Origin of the sequence: Exiguobacterium sp. s138 (assembly GCF_018618775.1) — a bacterium.
GTDB classification, from domain to species: Bacteria; Bacillota; Bacilli; order Exiguobacteriales; family Exiguobacteriaceae; genus Exiguobacterium_A; species Exiguobacterium_A artemiae.
In genome coordinates this window covers 168,985-186,952 of the sequence record NZ_JACSMW010000004.1, presented here as the reverse complement: position 1 = coordinate 186,952, position 17,968 = coordinate 168,985, and the positions used below count along the sequence as shown (strand labels likewise).

General features: G+C 47.8%; 18 protein-coding genes and 1 riboswitch. Of the genes, 11 read left to right on the top strand and 7 right to left on the bottom strand.

What is annotated here, in order from left to right:
• The first annotated feature begins 16 nt into the window (after positions 1–16).
• Positions 17–1,417 carry an amino acid permease gene (locus KNP91_RS11065; protein WP_214850100.1) on the top strand — a complete coding sequence of 467 codons (1,401 nt, stop codon included), beginning with the start codon at positions 17–19 and terminating at the stop codon, positions 1,415–1,417.
• The gene (gene mmuM, locus KNP91_RS11060) at positions 1,392–2,324 is read left to right on the top strand and encodes a homocysteine S-methyltransferase (protein WP_214766812.1); all 933 of its coding nucleotides are present in this window, start codon (positions 1,392–1,394) and stop codon (positions 2,322–2,324) included. The genes KNP91_RS11065 and mmuM overlap by 26 nt, the downstream gene beginning before the upstream one ends.
• A 90-nt stretch (positions 2,325–2,414) precedes the next feature.
• Here the strand turns inward: mmuM and KNP91_RS11055 are convergent, their stop codons facing one another.
• Positions 2,415–2,837 (bottom strand): MarR family winged helix-turn-helix transcriptional regulator, encoded by a 423-nt coding sequence (locus tag KNP91_RS11055; RefSeq protein ID WP_214850098.1) that lies wholly within the window; start codon positions 2,835–2,837, stop codon positions 2,415–2,417.
• A 199-nt stretch (positions 2,838–3,036) separates the two neighbouring features.
• On the opposite strand from KNP91_RS11055, the gene KNP91_RS11050 reads away from it, so the two are divergent.
• Together KNP91_RS11050 and KNP91_RS11045 are read left to right on the top strand one after the other, a co-directional pair.
• A complete protein-coding gene (locus tag KNP91_RS11050) occupies positions 3,037–3,492 on the top strand; it encodes a CBS domain-containing protein (protein ID WP_012371849.1) in 456 nt (151 codons plus the stop codon).
• A 15-nt stretch (positions 3,493–3,507) separates the two neighbouring features.
• Positions 3,508–4,746 (top strand): MFS transporter, encoded by a 1,239-nt coding sequence (locus KNP91_RS11045; protein ID WP_131973547.1) that lies wholly within the window; start codon positions 3,508–3,510, stop codon positions 4,744–4,746.
• 70 nt (positions 4,747–4,816) lie between these two features.
• Here KNP91_RS11045 and KNP91_RS11040 read toward each other — a convergent pair whose 3' ends face one another.
• The gene (locus KNP91_RS11040) at positions 4,817–5,239 is read right to left on the bottom strand and encodes a DUF1801 domain-containing protein (protein ID WP_012371847.1); all 423 of its coding nucleotides are present in this window, start codon (positions 5,237–5,239) and stop codon (positions 4,817–4,819) included.
• A 96-nt stretch (positions 5,240–5,335) separates the two neighbouring features.
• Here KNP91_RS11040 and KNP91_RS11035 point away from each other — a divergent pair, with 96 nt between their 5' ends.
• A complete protein-coding gene (locus KNP91_RS11035) occupies positions 5,336–5,692 on the top strand; it encodes a WapI family immunity protein (RefSeq protein WP_214850097.1) in 357 nt (118 codons plus the stop codon).
• Positions 5,693–5,849: 157 nt separating this feature from the next.
• On the opposite strand, the gene KNP91_RS11030 is transcribed toward KNP91_RS11035, so the two are convergent.
• Both KNP91_RS11030 and KNP91_RS11025 read right to left on the bottom strand, forming a co-directional pair.
• Positions 5,850–7,007: an ArgE/DapE family deacylase gene (locus tag KNP91_RS11030; protein WP_214850096.1), complete on the bottom strand. Its 1,158-nt coding sequence runs from the start codon at positions 7,005–7,007 to the stop codon at positions 5,850–5,852.
• A 171-nt stretch (positions 7,008–7,178) separates the two neighbouring features.
• The gene (locus KNP91_RS11025; protein WP_214767282.1) at positions 7,179–8,000 is read right to left on the bottom strand and encodes an SDR family oxidoreductase; all 822 of its coding nucleotides are present in this window, start codon (positions 7,998–8,000) and stop codon (positions 7,179–7,181) included.
• 147 nt (positions 8,001–8,147) lie between these two features.
• Here KNP91_RS11025 and KNP91_RS11020 point away from each other — a divergent pair, with 147 nt between their 5' ends.
• Together KNP91_RS11020 and htpG are read left to right on the top strand one after the other, a co-directional pair.
• Complete coding sequence (locus tag KNP91_RS11020) at positions 8,148–9,020, top strand: hypothetical protein (RefSeq protein WP_214850095.1); 873 nt, start codon at positions 8,148–8,150, stop codon at positions 9,018–9,020.
• Positions 9,021–9,103: 83 nt separating this feature from the next.
• Positions 9,104–10,969, top strand: a complete 1,866-nt coding sequence (gene htpG, locus KNP91_RS11015) for a molecular chaperone HtpG (protein ID WP_214767278.1) — start codon at positions 9,104–9,106, stop codon at positions 10,967–10,969.
• Between the two features lie 80 nt (positions 10,970–11,049).
• On the opposite strand, the gene KNP91_RS11010 is transcribed toward htpG, so the two are convergent.
• From KNP91_RS11010 to KNP91_RS10995, 3 genes are all read right to left on the bottom strand, one after another.
• Entirely contained in the window at positions 11,050–12,633 is a 1,584-nt protein-coding gene (locus KNP91_RS11010; protein WP_114596728.1) for a Na+/H+ antiporter NhaC family protein, read from the bottom strand.
• Between the two features lie 105 nt (positions 12,634–12,738).
• Positions 12,739–12,914, bottom strand: a riboswitch (Lysine riboswitch).
• Between the two features lie 68 nt (positions 12,915–12,982).
• Complete coding sequence (locus tag KNP91_RS11000) at positions 12,983–13,723, bottom strand: uracil-DNA glycosylase family protein (RefSeq protein WP_114596727.1); 741 nt, start codon at positions 13,721–13,723, stop codon at positions 12,983–12,985.
• 148 nt (positions 13,724–13,871) lie between these two features.
• On the bottom strand, positions 13,872–14,204 hold the full coding sequence (locus tag KNP91_RS10995) for a heme oxygenase (protein WP_214850094.1): 333 nt from the start codon (positions 14,202–14,204) through the stop codon (positions 13,872–13,874).
• Between the two features lie 85 nt (positions 14,205–14,289).
• Between KNP91_RS10995 and KNP91_RS10990 the strand changes: the two genes are divergently transcribed.
• The 4 genes from KNP91_RS10990 to rlmN all read left to right on the top strand — a co-directional run bounded on the left by KNP91_RS10990 (position 14,290) and on the right by rlmN (position 17,864).
• Positions 14,290–14,922, top strand: a complete 633-nt coding sequence (locus tag KNP91_RS10990) for a methyltransferase (protein WP_114596725.1) — start codon at positions 14,290–14,292, stop codon at positions 14,920–14,922.
• 39 nt (positions 14,923–14,961) lie between these two features.
• Positions 14,962–15,843: an ABC transporter ATP-binding protein gene (locus KNP91_RS10985; protein WP_214850091.1), complete on the top strand. Its 882-nt coding sequence runs from the start codon at positions 14,962–14,964 to the stop codon at positions 15,841–15,843.
• On the top strand, positions 15,840–16,646 hold the full coding sequence (locus KNP91_RS10980; RefSeq protein ID WP_214850088.1) for an ABC transporter permease subunit: 807 nt from the start codon (positions 15,840–15,842) through the stop codon (positions 16,644–16,646). Before KNP91_RS10985 ends, KNP91_RS10980 begins: the two co-directional genes overlap by 4 nt.
• Before the next feature lie 144 nt (positions 16,647–16,790).
• Positions 16,791–17,864 (top strand): dual-specificity RNA methyltransferase RlmN, encoded by a 1,074-nt coding sequence (gene rlmN, locus KNP91_RS10975; protein ID WP_012371835.1) that lies wholly within the window; start codon positions 16,791–16,793, stop codon positions 17,862–17,864.
• Positions 17,865–17,968 lie beyond the last annotated feature (104 nt).

The following is a 17,968-nucleotide window of genomic DNA, read 5'->3' as shown; positions in this document are numbered from 1 at the left end:
GGAGTGTGGAGGAGCAATGAAAGAAGGAACGTTTCGTCGGAAAATGGAATCCCGGCATATCGTCATGCTGTCACTTGGCGGTGTCATCGGGACGGGATTATTTTTAAGTACAGGGTATACGCTGGAGCAGGCAGGGCGTGTCGGCACGATTTTATCGTACCTGGTCGGAGCGCTTGCCGTATATCTCGTCATGCTCTGTTTAGGAGAGTTGAGCGTACATATGCCGGAAACCGGTGCCTTTCACAGTTACGCGACAAAATATCTTGGGTCCGGAACAGGTTATACCGTCGCCTGGCTCTACTGGCTGACTTGGACGGTTGCGCTCGGTTCAGAGTTTACGGCGGCCGGTTTATTGATGCAACGCTGGTTTCCGGACGTTCCGGTCTGGCTGTTCAGCACGTTATTCGTTGTCATGATTTTAGGGATTAACGTCTTGACGGTTCGATTGTTCGCAGAAGTCGAATTTTGGTTTTCCGCCGTCAAGGTGCTGACGATTTTAGTGTTCATCGTCTTAGGGACAGCGGCAATCGTCGGATTTTTACCGCTTGCCGAGGGATCTCAGGCTCCGATGCTTGCTCCTTTGACGGAGGGTGGACTGTTTCCACACGGAGCATTCGCCATCTTGATGACCATGCTCGCGGTCAACTTTGCCTATTCCGGAACAGAGTTGATCGGGATTGCGGCAGGTGAAGCCGTTGATCCGAAACGAACGGTGCCGCTGGCCATTCGAACGACTGTCTTCCGGCTCGTGCTATTTTTTGTCGGAACGATCATTGTGCTCGCGATTCTGTTACCGAATGACTCAAAAGGAGTGCTCGAAAGTCCGTTCGTTGCCGTGTTCGAACGGATCGGTCTCCCGTTTGCAGCAGACATCATGAACTTCGTCATCCTGACAGCGATTTTATCGGCAGCGAACTCCGGTCTGTACGCCGCATCACGGATGCTTTGGTCTTTATCCGATCAACGGATGATTACGCCGTACTTTTCTAAATTAAATGCGAGCGGAGTACCGACACGTGCCGTTCTCTTCAGTATGCTCGGTGGTCTGCTTGCCCTGTTCTCCAGCGTCTATGCACCGGGTTCCGTCTACATTGCGCTTGTCTCGATCTCGGGACTGGCAGTCGTCGTTGTCTGGATGAGTATCAGCGCCTCACAGTTCATGTTCCGCAAGCGCTATCTGCAAGAGGGGCATGATCTAAACGATTTGGTTTACCGGACGCCCTGGTATCCGTTTGTACCGATTCTGTCGTTTTTAATGTGTTTGGCTTCATTGATCGGAATCGCCTTTGATCCGACGCAACGGGTCGCCCTCTATTTCGGGGTTCCGTTTATCGCGGTCTGTTACATCGTTCATCATCTGACAAAAACATCATGGAAACGGAGTGTGGAAGATGTCAAAGAACAACAATCCAGTTGAACAACTGTTAAAAGAAAAACCCTATATTTTATTGGACGGAGCACTGGCGACGGAACTTGAACGCCATGGGAGAAATCTCGATGATCCGCTTTGGTCGGCCCGGGTACTGCTTGAAGAACCGGAACAGATTCACCGCGTCCATGCGGATTATTTTAAAATCGGGGCGGATTGCGCCATCACGTCCAGCTACCAAGCGAGTGTCGCCGGCTTCAGCAGCCGGGGGATTAAAGAAGAGGAAGCGATCGAGCTGATGAAACAAACGGTCTATCTGGCACAGCAGGCACGTGCGGAAACCGGACCGGCAGCGGATCACGCTTTGATTGCGGGATCGATTGGTCCTTATGGTGCCTATCTCTCGGACGGATCCGAATACATCGGTCATTACGGAGTCGACGATGCGCAACTTGAAGCTTTCCACCGTCCTCGTCTGGAAGCGTTAATCGCGGCAGGGGCGGACGTGTTGGCATTTGAGACGATTCCCTCCTTGCAGGAAGCGAAAATGCTGTTCCGGCTGCTCGAGGAGTTTCCGGAACAATCGGCCTGGCTTGCCTTTTCCCTGCGTGACGCAACACACATCAGTGAAGGAACACCGTTGAGTGAATGTATCGAAGCGTTAGGAGATCATCCGCAACTGGCGGCGATCGGCGCGAACTGTTTTCCGGCATCGATTGCGACAGAGTTCATCACGACATTAAAACAACTGACGGATGTCCCGATTATCGTCTATCCGAATTCCGGTGAGCAGTATGATCCGGTCAGCAAGACCTGGTCCGGTGAAACAGTGTGTACAGCGTTTGAAGACATTGCTCCGGAATGGTATGCCGCAGGTGCCCGGTTAATCGGCGGATGTTGTCGGACGACACCGGAGCAGATTGAGCGGATTCAGCAAAAGGTGACAATCGGTTAACCGGAAGTCGTATCTAATGAAGGACAAAAAAAGAGAGCGGAATTTTGCATCCGTCCTCTTTTTAGACTGATATTTCGTATTTTCAGAAACTCACCGTTCCCGTAACGCTTGGTTGAACTGTTTCAGCAACCGACCGAACGATTCGGCATCTTCATCCGGCCAGTCATGTAATAACCGTTCGATGCTTGTTAAACGGGCTGTCCGGTAAATTTCGAGCTCTTGTTGACCGTAATCTGTGATGTTGTAAAAGAAGGCCCGGCCGTCTGTCGGGTCTTTTATTTTTTCGACTAATTTTTTCTGATCGAGCGCAGCAGCTTGCCGGCTGACGGTCGAGACGTCAAGTTGTAACTCACGGGCAAGGGTTTTGACACCGACTTGGCCAGAATGTAATAACTGGCGCAAAAGCAGGTAGGAAGCACGGTCCAAGTTCCGATTATCCGCCGTTGCCGTCGTTAAACGGCGAATGAGAATCGCCAGTTCCAGTTCGATTGTTTCCAGGGATTGATTCGACATGTTGTCACCTCTCATTAGCATTCATTGCCCTCATCATTACGCACGAGCTGTCCTCTGTCAATCAAAGGCAGGCTTCTTGACAAGGTTATAGTTGTATTATACAATCATAAATGTTATTTAATTGTATCGTGAAACTTATTGTTATGAACTTATTTTAATTACATCTTTTAATTACAGCATCTGATGAAGGAGAATTCCGATGAAAGCTTATCAATCGATGAAAGAAACAGTCATTACCGTCAACGAACAGGATACGATCCGCACGGTGGTTGAACGTTTTATCACGTCCGGTATCAGTGGGGTTCCGGTCGTCAACGGAGAGCAGGAAGTCGTCGGCTATATCAGCGACGGCGATATCATGCGGGCCATCGGCAAACATAAAGACATCATTGTCGATACGTTTTTGTACGTCGATGTCATCAAAGGTGATGACGAAAATTACGAAGAACGGGTCCGTCACATCTTGACGCGACCGGTCATGGAGATGGCACGCCGGAAAGTCGTGACGGCTACGACAGAAACGGAAATGGAAGAAATTGCGGCGACACTCGGCGCAAAACGAATTAAAAAATTACCGATTCTCAAAGACGGAAAGCTCGTCGGAATCATCAGTCGCGGTGACGTCATCCGTCACTCCTTCAAACAGTTTATTTAAGAAAGAAGGATTTATATGGCTCTTGCTGAAAAAACAACAACACTTGCGCCTGAAACAGTCTTAGCGGAAAGTAAACACGGTTTGCTGCATCAACCGATTGCTGTTTGGGCCGTATTTTTTGCCAGTATCACGGCATTCATGGGAATGGGGCTCGTCAATCCGGTTTTACCGACGATTGCTGAAAACCTGGAAGCTTCCAAAAGTGAAGTCACACTCTTATTTACAAGCTATAACGCCGTCATGGCGTTTGCGATGCTGATCACCGGTGCGATTTCTTCGCGGATCGGTCAAAAAGGAACACTGATGCTCGGGATTGCCGTCATCGCTACGGTTGCCGGTTTTGCATCACAAGCCGACAGCATCTGGACACTCGTCGCGTTACGCGGTGGTTGGGGACTCGGGAATGCACTGTTCGTTGCAACAGCACTTGCAGCAATCGTCTCGCTGTCATCCGGCGGAACGGCGAAAGCAATCATCTTATATGAAGCAGCAGTCGGTCTCGGGATTTCAATCGGTCCACTGCTCGGCGGAACACTCGGTTCAATCACATGGCGCGCACCTTTCATGGGTGTTGCGACGATCATGGTCATCGCGTTCCTCGTCTTGTTATTCCTGATGCCGAAACCGGTCGCAACCGCAACACCGGCGAAAAAGATTTCGTTGATTGCGCCGTTCCAGGCCATGAAACACCGGTCTTTACTGACGCTCGGAATCGTCGCCGCCTTATATAACGTCGGATTCTTCACGATCATGGCCTATGCACCGTTCGTCATGAAATTACCGGCAAAAGGACTCGGTTTCGTCTTCCTCGGTTGGGGAATGTTGCTTGCGTTGACATCCGTGTTAACAGCACCAAAATTAAAACAATGGCTCGGCACAATTAAAGCAATGGTACTGATGCTTCTCCTGTTTGCTGTCTTGTTATTGTTAATGGGGATCTTTACGGAAACACCAGCTGTCGTCATCGTCTGTGTCATTCTTGCTGGGGCAGTTCTCGGGAATAACAACACCTTGATTACGACAGCCGTCATGGATGCAGCACCGGTCGAACGTTCGACAGCATCCGCTGCATACAGTTTCTTACGTTTTCTCGGGGCAGCCATCGCGCCATTCATGGCCGGTAAATTGGCTGAAATCTACAATGCTAACCTGCCGTTTTATGTCGGCAGTGCGTTCGTCTTACTGTCTGTTGTCATCATCGGGGTTAATCTCAAACATATTCGTCATATCGACACAGCAGATAGCGGGCATTAAATTGAAACAGTAAACGAAACGTCCTTTCTTTCGCCAAATCAGCGGAAGCAGGGACGTTTTTTTGGGGAGCTTAGTATTTCGGATAGGTTGTTTCGAGAAAAGCGACCGAATGGACAATTAGTTCTCTTAAGACAAGCAGGTCGACATCTGCTAATTTAGTGATAGAGATGCAGCTTTTACCGCTCGTGTGTTTGCCGAGGCGCGCGAGGTACTGGTCCCGCTCAATACCAGTCGCAAGATAAAGGCTGATATTCGTCTTGCGCGGCGAAAACCCGACGAGAAACGATTCGCCTTCGTGACCGGACGCATAATGGTAATGGTAATGTCCGCATCCGACGATGTTTTCTCCCCACATGACGGCCGGTTGCCCCGTCATTTCTTCGAAAATCTGGCGTAACTGTTCGCAGTCCGTTCGTTTCGTGACAGGTGTAATCTGACTTAAAAAGGCATCAACACTCTGATCTGTCGGCAACGTCTTTTGTGATGTACTCATCGGAAGTCTCCTTTCGTAAGAGGACAAACTATACTCGAGTTCGATATAAAACCATTCCCTGTCTGACAGGCATTCATTCAAAAAGAGGTGATTCTGTTGAAACATATCATCCCGTTTGCAGGATATAACGAAACGTTGGCGTGGCACATCACGGAAGTGAATCAAGCGTCGGCTGTATTAAAAATCGAAGTTTGGCATCAGGCTAAAAAAATTCATCAGATGACGTTGTCGTTTGAAGAGTATGACCGATTTGCCGGTGAGTTCCGGACGGTACACGAACGGTTTCCGGGAAGCGTTTCTTTTAAAAATAGTGAGTTTGTCTTTGAATTGATTTACGACCGGCTTGGGCACGTCCGGATTGAATGGAGCCTTTCCGGTGAATCGAAACACGTACTGCCGTCCGATCAAAGTTACATCGGACAAGCCCTTGCTTTGATTGGCGTCTATACTTAAAAAGGGGCTGACTCAAAAGTCAGTCTCTACAAACAAAAGGGTGGCAGATTCTAATTCTGCCGCCCTTTTTTCGTTTAAACAGAAATCACTGTTTCATGCACTTCCTACAGGAAAGGGCGTGAAAAGACGAGAGATTCCTTTTTGAGTCAGCCTCTTTTCAGACATATGTTTTCAGGGCAAGACGCTTACACAATTCGATTGTTTCCGCATATTCCGACAGCGGAATCGACTCATCGATTTGATGCGCCAACCGGAAATCGTGGAACGAAGCCACTGCAATCGGGAAGTTCCGGGCCGCCTGGCTGAACATGGCACCGTCTGTCCCGCCAGGAATCGCGACACGCTGCGTTGGCTGCTTCCGGATGGATTCCATCGTTTCCGCGACGATCTGTAAGAACGGATCGTCACGATCTGTTTCGCAGGAGGGAATGTCTTTAATGACTGTCACCTCCATCGAGAAAGTGTCGTCCTGTTGAGACAGCCGTTGGTTGACGGCTTCGAGCGCCTGCAGGACCTGCTCCCGTCCAAAGCCCGGTATCGTTCGAATGTCCATATAAAAGGAAGCCCGACTCGGAATGACGTTCGGTCCTTCGCCGCCTGTGATCGACGTAATGGAAGCGACGACCGGACCGAGCTCCGGATGGCTGTGATCGGTGATCGTAAACCGGTCGGATTTGATTTCTCGAATCACACGATACAAATCATCGATGGCGTTTTGACCGAGCTGTGGCGAAGAGCTGTGAGCGCTTTTACCCGTACACGATATTTCGACGCCGACAACCCCTTTTTGCGCATAGCCGAGATAACCGCTTGTCGGTTCCGTAATCAACAGAGCGTCCAAATCATCGGCGTCACCACGGTCTGTTAAATGACGGGCACCGGTCATACCATTTTCTTCATCCGATGTAATCAGCAATTTCAGATGGTTCGGCAAGTCATCGTGTTGATTTAATTCGATCATCATACTGACCATCGCCATCACACCGGATTTCATGTCGGAAGCACCGCGTCCATAGATGCGTCCGTCTTCGATTGCACCGCCGAACGGATCTTTTGTCCATTCACTGATTTTAACCGGTACCGTATCGAGGTGACCCGAGAAACCGATCGTTTTCGGGTGAACGGCAGTAGCACCGGCCTCAATCGTGGCGACAAGACAAACCCGTTTCGGTGACACCTCAATCCAGTCGGTTTTGACTCCGTGTGATGTCAGTAAATCATAGACGTACGCGGCCACGTTCTCTTCCCCGTCGAGTGGATTTGTGCTTGGAATTTGTAAACAACGCTGTAAATAAGTAATCGGTTCTGTAAGCATAGATTCTCCCCCTTTGTTTTACTTTTCCCGTTCAAAAGTAGTTCAGTGAGGTAAACTAATGGCCAAAACATTTAAGCGCACCGAATTTCTTAGGCTCAAACCGTTCAAAAATGAACAAAAAAAGCACGGCTCCACAAGTAGGAACCGTGCTGAACAGAAAACCGTAGCCGTTTATTCCGCGTCTGTTTTCCATTTATCGTCGATTAACATTTCACCCGGCCACGTATAGGCCATAATGCCGCCGTCGGCCGTAATGTCTTCGCCGGTGACGTAAGAGCTGTCATCTGACGCAAGGAACAGAGCGACCGTCGCCATCTCACGCGGTTTCCCGAGACGGCCGAGCGGTGTAATCCAGGCGTTGGCGTCGCGGAACTGTTTGCCTTGTTCTTCTTCTTTTCCACCGACGAGTGTATCGATGAGCGGTGTTTCAATCGTCCCTGGAGAAAGCGAGTTGACACGGATGCCGTCGCGGGCATAATCAATCGCCATCGCCCGTGTGAAGTTGGCAATGCCGCCTTTTGCGGCATTGTAGCCGGAACGATTCAAGTCGGCTGCACGTCCCGACATCGATGACGTATTGATGATTGATCCGCCGTTCTTCAGCATCAATGGAATGACGAATTTACTCGTTAAGAATGTCCCGCGTAAATCGACGGCGATGATTTGATCAAACAGTTCGATCGGATATTCATGGACTTTCCCGCCTTGTTGGTCAATCCCGGCATTGTTGAACAGGACGTCGACCGTTCCATATGTAGACTCTAGATGGTCGGCAAGTTGTTTGACGCTGTCGACTTGTGAGACATCGACATGAACGGCTTCTGCGTTTCCGCCGGCCTTCTTAATTTTTTCGACCGTTACTTGTGCTTTTTCAAGATCAACGTCCGCGCAGACGACAGTCGCACCCTGTTCGGCAAAGACGAGTGCCGTTGCCTGACCGATTCCTGTGGCTGAGCCGGTAATGACGGCTACTTTGTTTTCAAGTCGTTTCATAAAAAATCTCCTCCTAAAAAAATAATGTCCGTTGTTGTGCTTCACCTTATGAAACATTCCCTGCGTCCATCGTGCTAAACCCATCAAACTGTCTAACGTTTTGGAGGAAAGGGAACAACTCAAACAGGAAAGCGCAACAGGAAGGGAATGAGAACGCTGACATCCGGACAGTTAAAACGAGCAAAAAAACTCTTAACGGAAGCCGTTCAGCATCAGATCGAGTTGAAGAATGGACGGATGAAAGAAGAACTGATTGAGGGAACGACACCGGTCTTATGGTTTGGTGATGCGACTAAAAAAAGCTGGTTGACGGTGGCGACGAATCCATCCGCCGGACAGTTTTTAAAAAAGGATGGAACGCTGCGGTTTGACTCGACGGGACCGTTCTTTTTACTGGATCCGGGCATGTCTTTAGAGACATATCTAACCGATGACAATCTGGAACAAAGCATCCGTAAGTTTAATGACTATTTTAAACAAAAAGATATCTACAAAACCTGGTTCGGAAAAGAACAGGGTGGAAAACTGGAAGGATTCTTAAACGGACTGGGTGCGTCCCTGTACGATTCCTCTCTCCAGTCCGTCATCCATACCGATTTCTTTCCGTTCCCGACGAAACGGTATATGGGGACGATTTCGATGCGGCATGAACTGGAGCAATCCGTTTTTGGACAAACCTTTTTCATGAAACTACTGGCGCTGTTTTCCCTGCACGGCATCATTTTACTCGGTCGGGAGCATACGGACCGGTTTCGAAAGCTTGATTCAAGTACAGTCTGGGAAAATCCCTTCTCTTTACCCGATTATCCGGACGCTGTCGTCGAATTCGGATATTCGGCTGAACTTGGTTTGCCTGTCATCGGACTTCATTTTAAACCGAGCGAACAGTTCCTCGGTCTCGGCAGCCGCGTCGATGAAAATGGACGAAGTCATGGGACGTATGGCTCGGCGAACGGGCTGCGGGAGATCGGACAACATGTCCGCGAAAAACTCGAGGCATTCTATGAGGCAGAGGATTGACAGTCGTTTTCGTATCCGTAATAATGGAAATGAATTAGCACTCTTATTGATAGAGTGCTAAACATGAACAGGAGGTATCGAAAATGGAAACGAAACAATTTAAAGCCGAGTCGAAACGATTGCTCGAAATGATGATTCATTCCATCTACACACATAAGGAAATCTTTTTACGTGAGTTGATTTCGAATGCCAGTGACGCCATGGATAAGATTTATTATAAAGCGTTGACGGACGAGACAATCACGTTCGACAAGGATGCCTATAAAATTACGATTGAACCGAATAAAGAAACACGTCAGCTGATTTTGCGCGATACAGGAATCGGGATGACAAAAGACGAGCTCGAAGAAAACCTCGGAACGATTGCCAAAAGCGGATCGCTCGCTTTTAAAGCGGAAAATGAGTCGAAAGACGGCCATGACATCATCGGACAGTTTGGTGTCGGTTTTTATTCCGCATTTATGGTTGCAGATACGGTGACGGTCGTGACGAAACCGTTTGGCAGTGACGTCGCCTACAAGTGGGAGTCACGCGGAGTCGACGGCTATACGATCGAAGAGGTCGAAAAAGAGGCAGTCGGAACAGAGATTACGTTGCACATCAAAGCGAACGAAGAAGAAGAGAACTACGATGAATACCTAGAACCGTACCGCCTCCGGAGCATCATCAAGAAATACTCCGACTTCATCCGCTATCCGATTGAGATGGAGGAGACGGAACAGCGTCCGGTCGAGGGATCAGATGAAACAGAGTCAGTGACGGTCATGAAGACGGTCAATAGTATGGTACCGATCTGGCGCAAGAACAAACGGGAGCTGACGGATGAAGATTACCGCAACTTCTATCAGGAAAAACGATACGGATTTGACGCACCGATCAAACACATTCATATCAGTGCCGACGGGGCCGTCCGTTATCAGTCCATTTTGTTCATTCCGGAGCAACCGTCATTTGATTATTATTCGAAAGAGTTCGAGAAAGGACTCGAACTGTATGCGAACGGCGTTCTGATCATGGAAAAATGCAGTGATCTCTTACCGGATCACTTCAGCTTCGTCAAAGGAATGGTCGATTCGGAAGATTTATCGCTCAACATCTCGCGTGAAATGTTGCAACACGACCGGCAGTTGAAATTGATTGCGAAGAACATCCAAAGCAAAATCAAGACACAACTCGAAGCGTTGCTGCGTGATGATCGTGAAAAATACGAGACGTTTTATCAAGCGTTCGGTCGTCAGCTGAAGTTTGGTATCTACAACGACTACGGCATGCAAAAAGATACGGTGAAAGATCTTGTTCTGTTCCATTCGGCCAAGGAGAAAAAACTGGTGACGCTCGCCGAATACGTTGCTGCGATGCCGGAAGATCAGAAGTACATCTATTACGCGTCAGGTGAAAGTACGGACCGGCTGGATAAGTTGCCGCAATCCGAGCTCGTGAAAGACAAAGGATTTGATATCCTGTACTTCACGGAAGAAATCGATGAGTTTGCGATTCAAATGCTCCTTAACTATGACGGAAAAGAATTCAAGTCCGTCATGAGCAGTGATCTCGGGATTGAACAGACGGAGCAGGCGGAAACGACGGAAACACAAGCCGAGATGTTTAAAGCGATGCAGGAAGTACTCGCAGGACACGTCAAAGAAGTCAAAGCTTCGACCCGACTAAAATCACATCCGGTCTGTTTCGCGACGGATGGTGCAGTATCGATCGAGATGGAGAAAATCCTCAAAGCGATGCCGAACAACCAGGATGTCGCAGCGGTCAAAATCCTGGAGTTGAATACATCACATGACGTCTTCCAGGCGATTGAGACAGCGTATACAGAAGACCGTTCGAAATTTGAACGGTACACGAAGCTGATGTATCAACAGGCGTTGTTGATGGAAGGGTTGCCGATTGAAGATCCGGTTGCCTTTGCAAATGAAGTCTGCGCCTTGATGATCTGACATAAAAAGATCGTATAAAGAAAGCCGGACCCGATGAATTCATCAGGTCCGGCTTTTTTGGATGGCTTGTTTACTTCGTCTTACTCCGAGCGAAGTTGCGACGGCACTTCACCGCGGCGTGACAGAACATTCAACATGACGAGGAAAATCACGAAGGCGACGAGTGCACCGAGGAAGCCGAATACGGATGAACCGGTGACACCAAGAATGAGGTAACCGACAGCGGATACTGCTGCGCCGATCAACGCGTACGGTAGCTGTGTCGTGACATGGTCAATATGATGTGAACCGGCACCGGTCGAACTGAGAATCGTCGTATCGGAAATCGGTGAACAGTGGTCACCGAAAACGGATCCGGCAAGAACAGCTGCAAGTGTCGGTAACAATAGACTTGGATCGACTGCCATGATCAAATCGGCTCCGATCGGTAACATGATCCCGAACGTTCCCCAGCTCGTTCCGGTTGAGAACGCCATGACACTGGCAATCAAGAACAATAAGAACGGCAGGTAAGAAGCAGGAATCGATTTGCTGACGAAACTGGCTAAATAATCCCCGGTTTTCATATCGCCGATAACTGCGATGATCGTCCAGGCGAACAACAGAATGACGACAGCGGGCCACATCGATTTTAGCCCTGCCCAGATGCTGATACGGTAATCACGTGCCGGAATTTTTCGACCGATCAGCATCAGGAACGCAACGATTAAACTGATGACGACACCGGAAACAAGGGAACGTGTCACGTCCGTCGCTTCAAAAGCACCGATTAATGTAAAGGATCGGCCGTCCGCCGCAAGGGCTTGTGCACCTGTCCAAAGGAGTGCTGTGACAGTCGCGATGACTAGGACGATGATCGGAACAACCAGATCGCGGACTTTTCCGCCGTCGTGTTCCTTGACTTCTTCCGCCATTCCCATCGGTGTCCCTTTGTTGGAATCAAACAATTCGCCTTGTAAAGCCCGCAACTCGTGCGTCCGCATCGGTCCGACAGCAATTCCCGTATAGGCAATGTAGAGCGTCAGTAACAAAGCAAAGATAGCATAAAAGTTCAATGGCACAATCATCATGAAGGCACTGAACGCCGAGTAATCCGTAATCGAATGCGTCGTTAAAATACCGGCAATGATTGAGATGATGAAGGCACCCCAACTCGATAACGGACTGATGACACAGACCGGTGCAGCGGTCGAGTCGATGATATACGCCAGCTTCGCACGTGAGACGCCACGACGGTCCGTTAACGGACGACTGACGTTTCCGACAGCAAGACTGTTGAAGTAATCATCGATGAAAATCAAAATCCCTAACCCGAAAGCAGCGAGTCTTGCACCACGTGCCGTCTTGACATGCGTCGTCGCCCATTCACCGAAGGCATGGGCACCGCCGGATGTTTGAATCAGTGTCGACAAGACACCGAGTAATAGTAAGAAAACAAGTAATAAAACATTCCATTCATTTAACGCACCGTCTGCCCAAAACAGGCTGAAGATGTTTTTCCCGAGATAAACTGCAGTATCCAACGGATTGAAGCTGTGAAGCAGCAAGGCACCAATCAAAATCCCGACACCGAGTGAGATGACGACTTTGCGTGTAACGATCGCTAAAACGATGGCGACAAGTGCTGGTACGAGTGCGACGATAGAATCTGAATAATTGACCATGGTTGTGGTTTCTCCTCCTTTTTTAGAAGATGAGACCCGTTGCACAGAAAAAAGCAAGGGCACCGGCAACAAAGCCGACACCCTTGCTGGATGCGTCTTTCTTAGCCGAATTGGAGTGCTCCATACAATACGCGTATGGCAATCGAACGGGTCTTTCCCGGTTCGACCAGCATCGTCATGTCTGACACATGACGATACTTCGGCGGTCTCACCTTTCTTCGATCGTCTTCGTTGTCATCCTCAGACCAAATACTCATCAAGACCGCGCCTCTACCTCATCGATAAAATAGTCATATTCTTTTCATAATAAAATTTTATCGCATTCCAAAAAAAAAATTAAGGATGTTTGTTAGGTATTGAAATAAGAATTCAATTGCTTCATCAAATAGTCTTTATTTTCTTCAAACTGTCGCTTCCGATGTCCGTTTGCTCCGGAAGGATGGGGGAAACCGAACAAAACGGTATGTTTTTTGATTCGTCCCTGATGAAGCAATGTCCGGACCGTCGATTCGACGACGCGTCCGAACGGGACCAAAATGACAGGGTCGGGTAACTGATTTAATTCCGCCGCAAAATGCTCATAAGCGTAATGTTGCAACAGTGGTGTCCGGTCAATCTTCGGTTGATGTCCCGTATAATTTTTATCTCGGTAAAAAACAGGATGTCTCAGAATCGAAGTCGTGTGTAACAGTTCCTGATTTGTATGAAATAACGTGGCGGTTGAAGAAATATTCAGCAGATGATGCAGTTCCAGTTCGTCTAACATCGTTGTCAAATTACGGCGCATCGGACCGGCAAAACTGGCACTGTATTTGACGATTTTCGATGTTTCTTCGATTGTCGCGCCATGATGGAAGGCATCAGCCGCTTCTTCATAAGCAATTCGCATCTGTTCGAATCCGGGAGTAATCCCTATGAAAACGACTTTCGCGGAAGGATTGATGTATTCGCCGATCGGTGAATAATAAACGGATAAATCCTGTTCCTGTTGTAATAAAAAACTGTCCACACACAAATCCTGGCGGGTCAGAGGCCGATCAATCGGTAAAGACCGGATGGCCTGTTCAAAAATCGATAATGAATTCAGCATAATAAATCCTCTCTCTTTCTGTATGGGATTTATGATAACAAATAATGGTATTACATACAATTTAAACCCATATCAATATAGTGAGGGGTCTCTTAAGAATTAAAAAAACCTTGCGACCAAATTGGAGGCAAGGCGGTTCTGACATGAATTATAAAGAAGTCCGTTCTTTGACAGAAGCGACTTCATACGTGATGATTTCACTGCCGAGCATCGGCGATTCTTCCTGTTTTCCGTCTGTTGGTTCCGGACGTTTATGAGAAGCTTTAAAGTCATCGCTGTTGCGCCAGGATTCAAAATGCTTCATGTCTTCCCAGTACATGTTGACATTCATTTCATCATGTTCTTCGAGTCCTTGCGTCAAGAGTACTTCAACACGAACAAATCCTTCCATCGTATCAAGACCGCTTGGACAGGTGAAACGTGGTGCCATTGCGGCGGCCATTCCTTTTTTGACTTTAATCCGATTCGTAACGACGATCATTGGATTATCCCCCTTATAGAATGAAATGTGTACATTCATAGTATAGTACGATGAAACCAACAATGCTTGAAAGAAGGAATCAATTATGAATGAAAAAGAGTACGAAGAACGGTTGCGCATCGAGACGATTGATGTTCAGCATCTTTACAATGCGTTCAGCCATTACAATCGCTATGAACCGACGCCTTATGCAGCGCTGGAAGAGTTATGTGCCGTCTATCCTTTCGATTACACGGATACGGTCATTGATTTCGGCTGCGGGAAAGGTCGGTTGAACTTTTATCTGCATGACCGGTTTGATTGTTCCGTCATCGGTGTTGAGATGAACGGACAGTTTTATGAAGACGCTTTGAGGAATCAAGCGGCTTACATGAAAAAAATGAAGCGACGTCAGGGCAGCATCCGTTTTGAACATACGTATGCGGAAAGCTATCCGATTCCGGATGATGTCACGAAATGTTACTTCTTTAATCCGTTTTCCGTCCAGATTTTCATGAAGGTGGTCGATCAAATCTTGGCATCCGTTGAACGACGTCCCCGTCCGCTGGATTTAATTTTGTATTATCCGGCAGACGAATACCGGTATTATTTAGAACATCAGACGATTTTCGAACAGGTGGAAGAAGTCCGTCTGAAAGAACTTTTCGAAAAAAATCACGACGAACGGTTCGTGATTTATCGGGTGGATCTGTCCCAAGAAGTACCAAAACGGGTATAAGGTACTAACGGCAATCACCAGAAAAGTGAGGCGATTCGGATGATTCATTTGCAACACGTGACGAAAGAATTTGCGCCGAAACGAGGTTTATTTGATGTCAGCTTTACGGTTGAACCGGGCATGGTGTTCGGTTTTATCGGACCAAACGGGGCCGGGAAATCAATGGCGATCCGACAATTGATGGGATTGATTCAAGCGGACTCTGGTCATGCGACGATCGGTGGATACGACTGTTGGAATCAATCTCAGGAAGTAAAACGAATCGTCGGTTATTTACCGGGGGAGATTAATCTGCCCGGTGATTTTACGGGTGAACAGATTTTGCATTTGATGCAACAACTCCACCAAAGTAAACCGGAACGTCAGTCGGAGTTACTCGAGCAGTTTCCTTTTGAAACGAAAACGAAAATCCGGAAGATGTCGAAAGGGATGAAGCAAAAATTGGCATTGGTCGGCTGTTTCATGAAGGATGCTCCCGTTTATCTGCTCGATGAACCGACGAGCGGACTTGATCCGTTGATGCAGGAACGCTTTTTAAATCTGGTCGACAAGGAACGGCAGCGCGGAAAAGCGATTTTAATGAGTTCACACCATTTTCCGGAGATGGAAAAATCGTGTGACCGGGCAGCGCTGATTAAAGAAGGACGGATCATCATCGAAGCAGACATTCATGAATTGGTCCGGTCGAGCCGAAAACAGTACACGATTGAATTTGGGCTCGAAGCACACGCTGAACAGTTTGCGCTTCAGATCGGAAGTCAACGGTTTCAGAATCATGTTTCCTTTTTTACGAGCAACGAACGGACATTAAATCAAATCATTCGTCTGTTGACCGAATACGATGTCCGGGCGATTCAAACTTCAGCAGATGATTTGGAACACGTCTTCTTACATTATTATAGTGAGGAGGAACCATCATGATGACGATCGTTTGGTCTTTGCTCAAGCATAACGGCAAACCGATCACAGCTTATGCGGTCGGGACAAGTCTGTATCTCTTGATGCTTGCGGCACTTTATCCGTCGATGATGAAGACGGGGTTACTCGAAGCGAAACTGCAGGCACTGCCGCCGGAAGTCTTGAAAGCTTTCCAGTACGATAAGATCACCGGTTTTGATAATGTGCTTGATTTACTGGGCGGCAATTATTACGGGCTGATTTTTCAAATCATCGCGTCTTTATTTTTATTGTCACTTGCTGCGCGTTTACTGGCACGGCCGATTGATAACGGTGAACTGATTTTATACTTGGCAGCTCCGATTACGCGTCATCAATATACAGCATCGGCGATGATTGTCATGTTTCTTGCCAGTACATGCCTGGTAGTATGTAATACCTTCGTTTTATTGATGGCCGACTGGTTTGTTTCCGGAGTTTCGATTGACGGGATGACGCTCGTCCGCTTTCAAGTAAACGCGCTGTTCTTGCTGTATGCGATCGGTGGATTTACCTTATGCATTGCGACGCTATTTGATGATGAACGACGAGCCTTTTCGATTGCCGGCGGTGTGCTTGTGCTGTCAATCGTCCTGACGATCGGCTCCGGTCTCAGCGAAAAAACGGAATGGATGCGTTACGGATCGATTTTCAGTTTGTTCAACACCCAACAACTATTGGAAGGAACCCACCACTTCTTTTGGCATCTCCTGCTGCTGGCAAGTATCAGTTTGTTATTCCATCTCGGTGCCTTTGTCAGTTTCCGTAAGCGCAGTTTGTCGATTTGACACAACTAGACCGGAAAACAAGCCAAAGTGGACATGAAAATTTACAGAAAGTGAACATTTAGGATTTGAACGTTGCGTAAGCGGCTGATTTTTACTAAGATAAAGGAATGTTATAGTTCTGGAAAAAGAAATGAGGTCTCACTAATGAATAAACCATCCATTTATGGATTAACACTTGAGCAGATGACTGAATGGTTATCGCATCAAGGTCACAAACCGTTCCGAGCAAAACAAGTCTGGGATTGGTTGTATCGTAAACGTGTCACTACTTTCGCAGAAATGACGAATGTCAACAAGGATTGCCTTGAGTTGTTAGATCAGAGTTTTGCGATTGATTCAATGACGCAAGCCGTTAAACAAGAATCAGCAGACGGAACGATCAAGTTCCTCTTCAAATTATATGACGGCAGCCTGATCGAAACGGTTCTGATGCGTCATAAGTACGGTCTGTCTGTCTGTGTCACGACGCAAGTCGGCTGTAACATCGGCTGTAGCTTCTGCGCCAGTGGCTTGATCAAGAAGAGCCGTGATCTCTCGGCCGGAGAAATCGTCGAGCAAATCATGAACGTTCAGCATCACCTCGATGCTGTCGGTAAAGAAGAGCGTGTCAGCCACGTCGTCGTCATGGGTATCGGTGAGCCGTTTGATAACTTCGACAACATGGTCGATTTCCTGAACGTCATCAAGGATCATAACGGTCTTGCAATCGGTGCGCGTCACATCACGGTATCGACAAGTGGACTCGCAGACAAAATCTACAAATTCGCAGATTTAAAACTCCAAGTTAACTTGGCGATTTCATTACACGCGCCAAACAACGAACTCCGGACACAAATCATGAAAATCAACCGTGCGATTCCGCTCGAGAAATTGATGCCTGCCATCGATTACTACGTCAAGACGACGAACCGGAAAATCACGATCGAGTACATTCTCTTGCGTGGCGTCAACGACCAAAAAGCCCAAGCGATCGAGCTTGCGAAATTGTTCGAAGACAAACGTCATTTGACGTACGTCAACTTGATTCCGTACAACCCGGTCGACGAGCACGGTCAATACCAACGCAGTACGTCGGAAGACATTTCAACGTTCTACGACACATTGAAAAAGAACGGTCTGAACTGTGGTGTCCGTCTTGAGCACGGTACGGATATCGATGCTGCATGTGGTCAGCTCCGCAGTAAACAAATCAAAAAAGATACAGTCGCAGCAAAATAAGCAAGTGGAGCTTCCTGTCACTCTGACGGGAAGCTCTTTTGACGTCCTGCTGAAAGTAGCGCATAATGAGAGGTCACGTCTGATCCATTCATCGAACCAACACA